A 12,734-nucleotide genomic window follows, 5' to 3' on the forward strand; every position below is an offset into this window, starting at 1 on the left:
GAAAAAATAGTTTTGATTAATTCAACCAAAATAAATATTTGTTTTGGCGTTTGACATTAAATATAAAAGTCAACCATAATAGAAGTCTGTGTGTATTTTTCTTTGCGGAACTGGCGGAATTGGTAGACGCGCTAGATTCAGATTCTAGTGTTTGCTTAAAACATTCGGGTTCAAGTCCCGAGTTCCGCATATACAAGCAACCAAAGTATTACTTTGAATTATGCTATTCGTCAATAGCTAGTGAAAGATATAATTTTAACCAGTATAAAAAATCCTTTAATTAGACAGGCTCGTAAGCTGCATCGTGCCCAGGAAAGACATAAGCAAAATCTGTTGCTGTTAGAAGGAACAAATTTAGTTGAAGCAGCGTGTCAAGTCGATTATAAGTTAGATATTATTTTTTACACAGATCTCTGGCAAGCAAATCACCAGCCATTATGCCTAAAACTTGTGAAGAAAGGGCTAAAGTTACAGCGTGTTAGTTCAGAGGTCTTAGAGGCGATCGCTACAACAGTCAATCCAGATGGAGTAGTGGCGATCGCTCCTCGCCGTTCGGCTCAGGAACCAATCGTAGCTCAAACACAGTTGGGTATTGCCTTAGAAAAAATTCAAGACCCTGGCAACTTAGGCACAATTATTCGTACTGCGGTAGCTACAGGAGTAGATGGTCTCTGGTTAAGTTGCGATAGTGTGAATATTCATAACCCTAAAGTGCTACGAGCTTCCGTGGGGGAATGGTTTCGAGTGCCAATGGCAACAAATCAAGATCTATCCCAGTTAATTGCTCAACATCAACAACAGGGAATCCAGGTAATTGCTACCAATTCTCAAGCTAATCAAAGTTACTGGGCAATAGATTTTACTCGTCCTAGTCTAATTTTATTGGGAAATGAGGGAGCAGGATTATCGGAAAAACTAATTACAATGGCCGATCAGCAAGTTACAATTCCTTTAATGAACGGAGTAGAATCCCTAAATGTGGCAGTTGCCGCTGCACTAATTTTATATGAAGCTCGAAGACAATCTCATCATCATTAGGCAAAAGGAGTTTTTGATTTTTCCGGGCTTCAAATCGATTCTTAACCCTAAGTAACTAAATCGTAACCAATCCAAGTTTATAATCTCGACATAATTTTTGGATTTACATTTTTTGGATTTATCTATCGATGAATGATTCAATAAAGTACTACTTGTTTGCAATTTTAATCATTTGCGCATCTTATAGTCATCAAGAAATAGAACTGCATAATTCTATAGCGAGAAAAGCAGTGGCGGAAACAGTTATCTCAGAAAATGGATTAAAGACTAAATCTAGTCCTTATGACGTCAGCGAAACTGTTTACCGTCTAGAACAGATTATCAACGATAAAGGCTTAACTCTTTTTACTAATGTCGATCATAGTGTCAATGCTGAGAAAATTGGGGCAGAATTAAAACCAACACAATTACTGATTTTTGGTAATCCCAAAGTAGGGACACCGTTAATGGAATGTTCTCCGACAACAGCAATCGACTTACCCCAGAAAATTTTGGTTTGGCAGAATGAAGATGAACAAACTCAAATTACTTATAATCAGCCTCAATATTTAAAAAAAAGACATGGTATTCATGGCTGTGATGAAATGTTAGCTAAAGTTTCTGGAGTATTAAAAGATATTACTGCTCGAGCAATTGATGATACGCCCTAGTCATACGTCAAATAGCTAAGTTATGACTAAATTGTAGATTTTAGTCATTGGGTTTTGGGGAAGAATAACTAAGATACTATGCGAATTTTTATTAGTACTGGCGAAGTTTCGGGTGACTTGCAGGGAGCAATGTTAATTAAATCCTTATATCAGGTTGCTAGAGAAAAAAATATTAATTTAGAAATTGCTGGTTTGGGTGGCGATCGCATGAAAGCAACTGGAGCTAAGATTATTGCTAATACTGCGGTAATAGGCTCCATGGGGTTTATCGAGGCATTACCGTTTGTACTGCCAACTCTGAGAATTCAGAAGCTAACTAAAAAATATATTCAAGCAAATCCCCCTGACATTCTGATTTTAATTGACTATCCTGCCTCCAACTTGGCTTTAGCTAATTATATTAAAAAGTATCTGCCCCAAACACCCATAATTTACTATATTGCCCCTCAAGATTGGGCAGTACCAATGTTAAATAATGCTCCTAAAATTGCTCAAGTTGTCGATAAATTACTGGCTATTTTTCCAGCGGAAGCTGAGTATTTTAGGAGTAAAAATATCAACGTTACTTGGGTGGGGCATCCTTTGTTAGATAGGATGTCAACTGCCCCCACTAAAATTCAGGCAAGACTAAATTTAGAACTTAAACCGGAACAGCAGATTGTTACTCTTTTACCAGCTTCCAGGCAACAAGAAATAAAATATTTACTTCCTGTCATCTGCCAAGCTGCACAGCAAATTCATCAACACTTCCCGGAGATAACATTTTTAATTCCTGTATCTTTACCTAGTTATCGTCCTGCAATTAGCGCAGCAGTAGAACAATATCAATTACCCGCTCAGATTTTAGAAGGTAACACTCTAGATGCGATCGCTGCTGCCGATCTGGCAATTACCAAATCAGGGACAGTAAATCTCGAAATTGCCTTTCTGAATATTCCTCAGGTAGTTATCTACCGTATTCATCCCCTCACCGCTTGGATTGGTAGGAAAATTGGTTTTTCAGTACCTTTAATGTCGCCACCGAATTTAGTTGTCAATCGGAAAATAGTTCCCGAATTTCAACAAGAAGAAGTAACTGTCGACAATGTCACTAAAGAGGCAATCAAGCTGTTATCAGATAATAGCCTCAGACAACAAGTTAGCCAAGACTATCAACAAATGCGATCGCTTTTAGGCACTATCGGAGTTTGCGATCGCGCTGCTAGTGAAATTCTCAATACTATTAAAACAATTTAACTCGGCTAAAGTATATGAGAGACGCAGCAGTTGAGGCACGAGGTTTTATTGCAGGGTGTGATCGTCAGTTAATTTAATAAAGCGCGATCACATTTGTCATAGAGTAATCATCGTCTCATAGTCGTTTCAGTAATTCTGCTTTCTTCGACTGAAACTCTTCTTCTGTTAGGATACCTTGATCCCTAAGCTTACCTAGTTGTTCTAAAGATTGGTACATATTAGCAGCTTTATCTTTATTATCTTCTAGATCGGAAACATAAGATTTGCCCTTTTCGAAAGCAGAATCATAGGCATTTTTAAGTTGATCTTCTACAAAGTTACTGAGATCGCCAGAATTAGTAAAATGATTGATTGCTACTTGTCCCACTGCATATGTTGAAGCTCCAGAAGTTAAAGACATTGAAGCTCCACCAATGATTGTCCCTACTCCTGGTATTGCTTTAACCAAACTAGCACCTAATCTAGCAATAGTGGTTCCCGTTAAAGCTGAGACAAAAGCTTTTCCATTACTTTTAGAATAGTCAACTCCATAAAGTTCTGCTAGCTGCTGAAGCATCTCCAGTTGAATAGCAGTGACTGCTGCAAAGTCAACAAGAGGAATCGGAATCAAACCACCTCCCATAGACCACAAAACATGAGAACGAATAATTGCTTCAGCTTGATTTTTTTTACTATCAATATTCATACCTGGCTAGACTCTAATGTAAAATTTTTTTTTGAGCCTAACATATTGATTTTGCCTCTAATGTGATTTGGTTTTTAATAGTTGTTTGTGGCTACTATTTTCCTTTAAATGCAAAAAACCCCCCAAGGATAAAAGGCTTAGGAGGATCAATAATTCCTGTAAAACCTATAAAATGGGCGAAATTATACGCCTCTTTTCAAAGCGATTTCCACTTGTCTGAACTCCTGACTTAGGCGTTTTTTCAACTTTTCGGGTAAAGGACGATTGCCATATGAACTATAGTATCCAGCGAGCGCATTCAATGCAGTTTGCATAGTAGTGAAAGAGCGCAGACCAGCAGTTTTAGAGTTACGACGATAACGCGAAGCATAGTCGCTAATTTGTCTTCGTGCTAATGTAACTACTTCCTTTTTATCAGAAGCATCATCGGGTAGGTCAATCGCTGTCCTCAAATTTTCTAAGACTGCGACAGTGTCCTGACTGTAGTTACCTGATAATCCAGAGGGATTAGCACTACAACCCATTAAGCCAATAGCAACAACTAGGACTAAAGCTAGTATGCGAGATAAGTATTTTTTAGAAAACATAATTTTATGTAAACGCTCCCAGGTTCAACTTATCCTACCAAGAAATCGGTACAATCCAGATTTTCTAGGAGCAGTTGAAAGCGGAAATTATCCAAAGCGACCGCTTACATATTGTTGTGTTGCTTCCTCTTGAGGGTTTTGGAAAATTTGCTCTGTAGGAGCGAATTCGGCTAAATAACCTTGACGATTACCACCGTCGACTTCGGTAACATTGAAAAAACCAGTATAGTCTGCTACTCGCGAAGCTTGTTGCATATTGTGAGTGACAATGACAATCGTATAATTTTCTTTTAATTGATGAATTAATTCTTCAACTTTGAGAGTAGAGATCGGATCGAGAGCAGAACAAGGTTCATCCATCAAAACTACGTCAGGCTGTAGAGCAATGGTTCGGGCAATGCACAACCTCTGTTGTTGTCCACCACTGAGTGCTAAACCACTTTGCTTGAGCTTGTCCTTGACTTCGTCCCAGATCGCTGCCTGTCTGAGCGATCGCTCTACTAATTCATCCATATCGCCTTTAAAGCCATTAATTCTCGCTCCGAAGGCAATATTGTCGTAGATAGATTTTGGGAAAGGATTAGGTCTTTGGAAAACCATCCCAATCTTACGTCTAACTTGCACTGGATCAATATCTTTGCCGTACAAGTTTTGATTGTGATAAGTTACTAACCCTTCTAAACGAAAAATAGGAATTAAATCATTGAGGCGATTGTAACAGCGTAATAGAGTACTCTTTCCACAGCCAGATGGTCCAATAAAGGCAGTAACTCTATTTTTAGGGACATTTAGGTAAATACCTTTTACAGCTAAAAAATCACCGTAATATACATTGACATTTTCCGCCTGCAAAACTGTTTCGGTTTGAGTGGCAGTCTCTTGATCGTAAACCATAAAATTTACTGTGCTATTAAATTCAAATACTGATTTATTAATTACTTAATATCGAACCTGATCTTACTAGGAAAGGGTTATGACTATTTTAACTTCTCATTAAAGAAATCTATAATTATTTTCCATTTCCATTACTGAAGTGACTTATTAAGTGTAATTGCTCACTTACGATAATGTAATTTTCATTAACACACCAAGTTAACAAATATTTACAATAATAAGAGAGATGTATAGTAAATAGAAAGTGATTATGAAGCTTACCTATCTAGATAGTAATTCCTGGCTGATAGAACTTGATGGCAAAAGAATTTTGCTCGATCCTTGGTTGGTTGGAGAATTGATCTTTGGTAATCAGGCTTGGCTATTTAGGGGAAAGAAAAATAATCCCCAGCCTATTCCTGAAAATATCGACATAATTCTCTTGTCCCAAGGATTAGAAGATCATGCCCATCCTCCTACCCTGAAAAAGTTAAATAAAGATATTCCCGTTGTTGCATCTCCTAATGGAGCAAAAGTGGCGACAGAATTAGGCTACAATACCGTAACCTCCTTAGATCACATGGAAAGTTTTAAGTTGGGTGATCAAGTAGAAATTAAAGCTGTTCCTGGTTCACCAATAGGTCCCACACTGGTAGAAAATGGCTACATTATTAAAGGCTTAGAGTCAGGCAAAAATATTTATTATGAACCTCATGGCTATCATTCAGATAACCTCAAAGAAGCTACACCAATTGATGTGATTATCACGCCCCTTATTAATCTCAAATTACCTCTATTAGGAGCAGTAATTAAAGGTCAAAAAGCAGCTTTGGAAGTGTGTAAGTGGCTCAAACCTCAAGTAATAATCTCTACTGCCGCAGGAGGAGATATCGATTTTCAAGGTTTGATTATCTCGCTCCTCAAAGCAGATGGCACTGTAGCAGAATTTAATCATCTTTTGCAGGAAAATGATCTTTCTACCAAGGCAATAGATCCTCAATCTGGAGAGACAATTGAACTGGCTTTGGTTTAACTAATACTACTAGCCCAAAATATGGCGATCGCCGAGACTAAATGACTAATAAACGAATTGAAATTTCTTTAACTAATATTGTCCTGTTAGTTATTCTTCCCTTGCTATTAATTCTTTTATGGCAGTTGAGGAGTTTAATAGTGGTGCTGATGATTGCGGTGGTGATCTCTGCCACCTTAGTTCCCATAGTAAATACAACTCAAAAAGTGGGAATGCCCCGATTTTTAGCTGTTTTAATTGTTTATGCTGGTTTGATCGCCACCTTGACTGGCTTTGGACTGATTGTGGGACCAACAGTTGTGGAACAAATTCAAAGACTAATTAGAAAATTACCTGTTTACTTAGAGACATTGCAATCGCTTCTGTCCGATTTAATCCTGCGATTTGGTATGAGGGACACGGGGGCATCTAATATCATTAATCAACTGCTCGATGTGCAGGGATTAACTTCGTGGGCAATTCGTTCTAGTCAACAGTTAGTAGTTCGCTCATTTAGTGTTACCAAAGGCATTATTGGTAGTGTTTTGAGTGCTATCTTGGCACTGTTGCTTTCAGCATATATGGTATCGGCTTCTAAACAACTATTAGAAGATATCATTAATCTCTTTCCTGCTCCTTGGAATAAACGTTTAGCAGCACAAATTAAACCAGTAGGCAAAAGAATGGGAGGTTATATTCAGGGCAGAATTTTGGTTTCAGCAATTCTAGGGATCGTAATCAGTGTTAGCCTCAGATTTTTGGGTTTATCTGAGTTAGCTTTAGGTTTAGGGGTAATTGCAGGATTTACCAACCTAATTCCCTTTTTTGGGCCAGTTTTGGGGGCAATTCCCGCTTTAATCGTAGCTACTTCTCTGGGAGGATTGACCGTTGTTTGGGTGTTACTGTTATTTGTAATTGTCCAAAACTTAGAAACCTATTTACTAGATCCTCTGTTGGTCGGTAGTTCAGTTAAAGTTCCTCCTCTTTATCAGTTATTGGCGGTGCTAGGTGGCGCACAGGTATTAGGAATTATTGGAGCCTTAATTGTTCCGCCTTGGATAGCTGGCTTGGGGGTATTACTGGAAAATCTTTATGTCAAACCCAAGTTGATTGCCGAAGGACATCAAGATCTTGATAATCAACAATTGACAATCAACAATTAACAACAGCCGAAATTCAGGTAATCTAAAGACTAGAGAGTTGATTTGTTGATTAAATTTGATTTTATAGGTATGGATATAAAAAATGGTTTTGTCGCTACAGTTGGCAATACACCTCTAATTCGTCTCAACAGCTTTAGCGAAGAAACAGGGTGCGAAATTTTGGGTAAAGCAGAGTTTCTTAATCCAGGTGGTTCAGTTAAGGACCGTGCCGCCTTATTTATCATCGAAGATGCCGAAAAAAAAGGACTCTTAAAACCTGGTGGAACAGTAGTAGAAGGAACAGCAGGTAATACAGGCATTGGATTGGCTCATATTTGCAATGCCAAAGGTTATAAATGTCTCATTATTATCCCCGAAACCCAATCTCAAGAAAAAATCGACACTTTAAGAACTCTGGGGGCAGAAGTGCGGCTTGTTCCCGCAGTTCCCTATAAAAATCCTAATAACTATGTCAAGGTATCAGGTCGAGTCGCGGAAGAGATGGATAATGCTGTTTGGGCAAACCAGTTTGAAAATTTAGCCAACCGTCAAGCACATTATGCAACCACAGGCCATGAAATTTGGTCGCAAACGGATGGTAAAGTCGATGCTTGGGTGGCTTCTACTGGTACGGGAGGAACTTATGCTGGAGTATCGATGTTCCTTAAGGAGAAAAATCCTGATATTCGTTGTGTAGTTGCCGATCCGATGGGCAGTGGTCTCTACAGCTACGTCAAAACAGGAGAAATAAAAACTGAAGGAAATTCCATTACTGAGGGGATTGGCAATAGTCGCATCACTGGAAATATGGAAGGAGCGCCGATTGACGATGCGATTCAAATTGACGATCGCGAATGTATCCGCGTAATTTATCAACTATTAAATAAAGAAGGCTTGTTTATGGGTGGCTCTGTAGGGATTAATGTTGCTGCGGCATTAGTTTTAGCCAAGGAAATGGGTCCTGGTCATACTATAGTTACAGTTCTTTGTGACGGTGGAGCACGATATCAATCTCGTTTATATAATCAAGAATGGTTAGCTGAAAAAGGTCTTTTACCAAGCTAGGTATAACTTTGTCGAAGTAATAAGTAATGAGTAACGAGTAACGAGTAACGAGTAATTACATTAGTTTTTGAATAATTCTCAAATTTAAAATGTCGTACACTCAAAATAGGCTAGCAGTTAAGCAAAATTTACTTGAAGAGATTGAAAAGCTTAAAAATAGACGCCAAGCTCTTCCAGGTTCTCCGATTACAGATTTAGAAATTAGACCGCAAAAGGTTAGAGAGATAGAAGCATTAACTCAGAACTTGGAGAAGATGTCTTCTTTTCCCCGTCCCTTGTTATATAGTAGTCAGTTACTTGATGGTAGCTGGCTATTGCAATATTCAACTGCCAGAGAAATTCGTTCTTTGAGAAGTTTACCTTGGGGATTTTTGGTAGGCAAAATATATCAAATAATTGATATTAATACCGCTTCTTTTGAAAATAGAGCATGGGTAGAGCATAAGTCAGGTTTATTATCTGGATATGTTAGAGTAACAGCCGCTTTTGAACCAGCTTTAGAAACAGACGATCAGCTTCCCAATCAAAAAATTTATGTAGATTTCCAACAACGCTTTATTGCGATCACTAAAGTTTTAGGTGCTAAAACTAAGTTTTTAGATCCTGTAAAAGTGGTAAAAGCGCGTAATCCTCAAGATAGAAAAGCCAGTCTAGATATTACTTATATCGATGAGAGCATGAGAATTGGTCGTGGTGGCGATGGCAGTTTGTTTATTTTAACTAAAGCCGAAATTTAATTTCTGCAAATTTGAAGCTGGATTAGCGCGATTGGGCTCCGCCCACCGCCAAAGGTGATTACCCGCAGGGCTTGCACTCGAATGGGTGTACGCTGAGTCCTACGGACTTGCTTCGCAACCGCGATTGGGCTCCGCCCACCGCCAGAGGCGATCGCCAGTTAAATTAAATGAGCAAGTCAAATGACTTAACTATTGACCATTGCTTTATTGCACTTAAATCTAGACTTGAGGTTAAAAGCAAAAATGGAAACTAGGATGGTTAATACTCCCGTGATCCATAAAGGGGCAGTGTAATTCAAGCTGACAAGTAAGCCAGAAATTACAGGACCGATCGCATTAGACATACTCAAGTAAGAAGAGTTAATTCCTAGTATTTCTCCTTGTTCTTTATTATCGGAATTAAGAGATAACACAGTATCGATCAGCGGCATTGGAAACGAATTGACTAAACCAAATATAACCAAAATAATTACAAATGCACCATAAGTGGGAAAAGTGGGCATCAGCAAGAAAGTGATACCCCGCACAGCTAAGGAAACAGCAATTATATTAATCAAATTAAATCTTGTACTCAAAGGTTCAAGGGCAAATACTTGAGAGATAAAGCCCAAAATTCCTACCAAGGCAAACATAATTGCTAGTCCTTTAGCATCCTGATTTAAGACATTCAGGAAAAACGGCTGAAAGGCAAAGGTAAAAATGGTAAAGGTACTACCACTTAAAAAAGTTAGGACAAATAAATTTCCCAATCTCGGTCTAGTGGCAGACTTGGCAATCTTACCGAAGGCAAAATCATCCCAAGTTAATTTGAAATCTCCTGGTTGAGAAGCGGTTTCGGGTAAGAAAAATAAGGTCAACAAAGCAGCAAAAGCTGCGATCGCCGCACTGACTAAAAAACTCATCCCCAAAGACGAAATACCTGGTAAAGTAGGCATTTGTTGTGCCAAGTAACTTAGAACAGGTCCAATGACAAATCCTAAACGAAAAGTTGCACCAAAGATTCCAAAGGCTCTGGGACGTTGCTGGGGAGTGGTAATATCGCTAATTACTGCACTAGCAACCGAAGTATTTCCTCCAGTTAGACCATCTAACATTCGGGCTGCGTACAATAACCATGCTACCCCCGCAATACTGGCAAGTAAATTAGCTACTACTGTACCCGCCAAACTAAAGACTAAAATAGATTTACGCCCCAAACGATCTGAGAGTTTACCCAATATTGGCGTACCAAAAAACTGTGATAAGGCAAAAGCAGTAGTCAGCAAACTGGCTTGAAAATCACTTAAACCAAACTGTTTGGCATAGGGATAAAGCAGAGGAATGATAATAGTAAAGCTAATCGAGTTGATCAGAGCAATGAGAGCAATCAACCAAAATAGAGGTGGTAAATCAAATTGTTCTCGCCAGTTAAAACTTTTCATGTATTAAGTTTTGTCAAGTAAGTTTTCAGTATATCTTCATAAATTCTCAGGACAAAACTATCCACAGTATTGTACTATTTTTGTAGCCAAGTTAAAGATGTCATGCCACACGAACAATTAAACTTATCAACAGCAAAACCTGTTTTGTCTTGGGCAAATCATGAACTAGATAATCGAGAAGCTCAGATGGCGCAGAACGTCACATCTTTACCCTTTGTATTTAAGCATGTGGCGTTAATGCCCGACGTTCATTTAGGAAAAGGGGCTTTAGTTGGTTCCGTCATTGCCACCAAAGATGCGGTAATTCCTGCTGCTGTAGGGGTTGATATTGGTTGTTTTACTGGGGATACCGAAATTCCTTTAGTGGATGGCAAAAAGTATGCGATCGCTGAATTAGCTCAGCAACAGCGTTCGATCTATGTCTATGCCTGCACAGATAGCGGAAAGATCGTCAGTGCCAAAGCGATCGCCAGGAAAACTCGTCATAATGCTTCTTTGGTCAAAGTTGTTTTAGACAATGGTCGAGAAATTAGATGTACTCCAGAACATCAATTCATGCTCAGAGACGGAAGCTATCAAGAAGCTTGTAATCTTCAGCCTGATGATTCTCTGATGCCTTTTTACTCTAAAACAGATAAAGACGGATACACTTTGATCCAACAAAACTATTCTGGAAGATGGCAAAAAGCACATTGGATTGTTGCCCGTTCGGGAATTTTAGGTGAAATTCCTAAGTTTGAGAATCAAAGAACAATTATTCACCACAAGAATTTTAATCAAGCAGATAATCGACCAGAAAATCTAGAATTTATGGGAAACTGCGATCATTCTGCTTATCATCGTTCATTAGTAGATAGAAATACTCATTGGCAATCACCAGAATTTGAAGCTAGAAGACAAAAGGCTTTAGCTGCCAAAGCTAAAAGTAAAGAAGGATATAAATACTTTGCTCAAAGAGGAACAGCTAATATTCTCAGCTATATGCAGAATAATCCTGAGCATTTTCACCAATCTGTTGCTAGGAATGGTGAAAGAGGAAAACAGTATTTAGTAGCATACAACCAAAGTGATAAAGGAAGGGCTAAAAGTAAAGAAATTGCTAATCGCTTTTACACTTGTGAAACTTGTGGAGAAGAAATTAAAAGTCCGATTGGGCTTCATAATCATAGGAAATATGAGCATGGCTACAATCATAAAGTAGTTGCCATGATTTCTTTAGAAGAAAAAGAAGATGTTTATTGCTTAAGTGTTCCTAAATACAATAACTTTGCTCTTAGTGCAGGAGTATTTGTTCATAATTGTGGGATGGCTGCGGTTAAGATGCCCTTTACAGGCGATGGCTTGGAAGGAAAGTTGAAAAAAATACGTCATCAAATTGAGCGCTCTATTCCTGTTGGCAGATGGGGTAATAAACGAATTGAAAAAAACGTTACCAATTGGCAAGGTTGGCGAGATTTTAAAGAATTACATCCAGGGGTGCAAGACTTAGACAATAAAGCCTTGCAACAAATGGGTTCTCTTGGAGGTGGCAATCACTTCATTGAACTGTGCTTGGATACAGAAAACTATGTCTGGTTAATGTTGCATTCAGGTTCACGGCACATTGGCAATAAATTAGCTCAGTGTCATATTTCTACCGGAAAAAAACTGGCAGAATTAGCAAATATTAGCTTGCCCGATCCAGATTTAGCTTATTTTGTTGCAGGAACACCAGAATTTGCCGCATATTGGCGAGATTTGCAGTGGGCGCAAAATTACGCTCGTTTTAATCGAGATGTAATGATGGGACGTTTTAAAAAGATAGTTGAGGAATTTGTCACTGGCGGCAAAGAGATCAAACCTTTACTATCGGTAAATTGTCATCATAACTATGCTGAAAAAGAAGTTCACTTTGGTAAAGAAGTTTATGTTACACGTAAAGGAGCGGTAAGAGCCAAGTCAGAAGACTACGGAATTATTCCTGGTTCAATGGGAACTAAATCTTATATTGTTAAAGGAAAAGGAAACCACGATAGTTACTGTTCTTGCTCCCATGGGGCTGGACGGTTAATGTCCCGTACCAAAGCCAAAAAGGAGTTTACCGTCGAAGACGTAATCGAGCAAACTCAAGGAGTCGAGTGTCGTAAAGACAGCAAAATTATCGATGAAATTCCTGGAGCATATAAGCCGATTGAGCAGGTAATGGCACAGCAAAATGATTTAGTAGAAGTTGTAGCTACTTTAAAACAAGTTGTGTGTGTTAAAGGATAATTTGTATCAAAAGAGGTAAATTCGTGTTTACATCTAAA

General features: G+C 38.6%; 12 protein-coding genes and 1 tRNA gene. 9 read left to right on the plus strand and 4 right to left on the minus strand.

What is annotated here, in order from left to right:
- Positions 1-104: 104 nt before the first annotated feature.
- The 4 genes from PLEUR7319_RS0123155 to lpxB all read left to right on the plus strand — a co-directional run bounded on the left by PLEUR7319_RS0123155 (position 105) and on the right by lpxB (position 2,924).
- Positions 105-189, plus strand: a tRNA-Leu gene (locus tag PLEUR7319_RS0123155).
- 51 nt (positions 190-240) lie between these two features.
- Positions 241-1,038: an RNA methyltransferase gene (locus PLEUR7319_RS0123160; RefSeq protein ID WP_019507622.1), complete on the plus strand. Its 798-nt coding sequence runs from the start codon at positions 241-243 to the stop codon at positions 1,036-1,038.
- Between the two features lie 128 nt (positions 1,039-1,166).
- Positions 1,167-1,688 carry a DUF302 domain-containing protein gene (locus PLEUR7319_RS0123165; RefSeq protein ID WP_019507623.1) on the plus strand — a complete coding sequence of 174 codons (522 nt, stop codon included), beginning with the start codon at positions 1,167-1,169 and terminating at the stop codon, positions 1,686-1,688.
- Between the two features lie 78 nt (positions 1,689-1,766).
- Positions 1,767-2,924 (plus strand): lipid-A-disaccharide synthase, encoded by a 1,158-nt coding sequence (gene lpxB / locus PLEUR7319_RS0123170; protein ID WP_019507624.1) that lies wholly within the window; start codon positions 1,767-1,769, stop codon positions 2,922-2,924.
- Positions 2,925-3,039: 115 nt separating this feature from the next.
- Here the strand turns inward: lpxB and PLEUR7319_RS0123175 are convergent, their stop codons facing one another.
- The 3 genes from PLEUR7319_RS0123175 to pstB form a co-directional block, all read right to left on the minus strand.
- Positions 3,040-3,609 (minus strand): DUF697 domain-containing protein, encoded by a 570-nt coding sequence (locus PLEUR7319_RS0123175; RefSeq protein WP_019507625.1) that lies wholly within the window; start codon positions 3,607-3,609, stop codon positions 3,040-3,042.
- A 182-nt stretch (positions 3,610-3,791) separates the two neighbouring features.
- On the minus strand, positions 3,792-4,196 hold the full coding sequence (gene psb27, locus PLEUR7319_RS0123180) for a photosystem II protein Psb27 (RefSeq protein ID WP_019507626.1): 405 nt from the start codon (positions 4,194-4,196) through the stop codon (positions 3,792-3,794).
- Between the two features lie 87 nt (positions 4,197-4,283).
- A complete protein-coding gene (gene pstB / locus PLEUR7319_RS0123185) occupies positions 4,284-5,090 on the minus strand; it encodes a phosphate ABC transporter ATP-binding protein PstB (RefSeq protein ID WP_019507627.1) in 807 nt (268 codons plus the stop codon).
- A 250-nt stretch (positions 5,091-5,340) separates the two neighbouring features.
- Here pstB and PLEUR7319_RS0123190 point away from each other — a divergent pair, with 250 nt between their 5' ends.
- The 4 genes from PLEUR7319_RS0123190 to PLEUR7319_RS0123205 all read left to right on the plus strand — a co-directional run bounded on the left by PLEUR7319_RS0123190 (position 5,341) and on the right by PLEUR7319_RS0123205 (position 9,025).
- Positions 5,341-6,102, plus strand: coding sequence for an MBL fold metallo-hydrolase (locus PLEUR7319_RS0123190; RefSeq protein WP_019507628.1), 762 nt, complete (start codon positions 5,341-5,343; stop codon positions 6,100-6,102).
- Positions 6,103-6,143: 41 nt separating this feature from the next.
- Complete coding sequence (locus PLEUR7319_RS0123195) at positions 6,144-7,244, plus strand: AI-2E family transporter (RefSeq protein WP_019507629.1); 1,101 nt, start codon at positions 6,144-6,146, stop codon at positions 7,242-7,244.
- A 69-nt stretch (positions 7,245-7,313) separates the two neighbouring features.
- Positions 7,314-8,288: a cysteine synthase A gene (locus PLEUR7319_RS0123200; RefSeq protein ID WP_019507630.1), complete on the plus strand. Its 975-nt coding sequence runs from the start codon at positions 7,314-7,316 to the stop codon at positions 8,286-8,288.
- Positions 8,289-8,377: 89 nt separating this feature from the next.
- Positions 8,378-9,025 carry a PAP/fibrillin family protein gene (locus tag PLEUR7319_RS0123205; RefSeq protein ID WP_019507631.1) on the plus strand — a complete coding sequence of 216 codons (648 nt, stop codon included), beginning with the start codon at positions 8,378-8,380 and terminating at the stop codon, positions 9,023-9,025.
- 185 nt (positions 9,026-9,210) lie between these two features.
- On the opposite strand, the gene PLEUR7319_RS0123210 is transcribed toward PLEUR7319_RS0123205, so the two are convergent.
- Positions 9,211-10,446 carry an MFS transporter gene (locus PLEUR7319_RS0123210; protein WP_019507632.1) on the minus strand — a complete coding sequence of 412 codons (1,236 nt, stop codon included), beginning with the start codon at positions 10,444-10,446 and terminating at the stop codon, positions 9,211-9,213.
- Between the two features lie 102 nt (positions 10,447-10,548).
- On the opposite strand from PLEUR7319_RS0123210, the gene PLEUR7319_RS0123215 reads away from it, so the two are divergent.
- The gene (locus PLEUR7319_RS0123215) at positions 10,549-12,696 is read left to right on the plus strand and encodes an RtcB family protein (protein ID WP_019507633.1); all 2,148 of its coding nucleotides are present in this window, start codon (positions 10,549-10,551) and stop codon (positions 12,694-12,696) included.
- The last annotated feature ends 38 nt before the right edge of the window (positions 12,697-12,734 follow it).

It is taken from the genome of Pleurocapsa sp. PCC 7319, assembly GCF_000332195.1.
GTDB lineage: Bacteria > Cyanobacteriota > Cyanobacteriia > Cyanobacteriales > Xenococcaceae > Waterburya.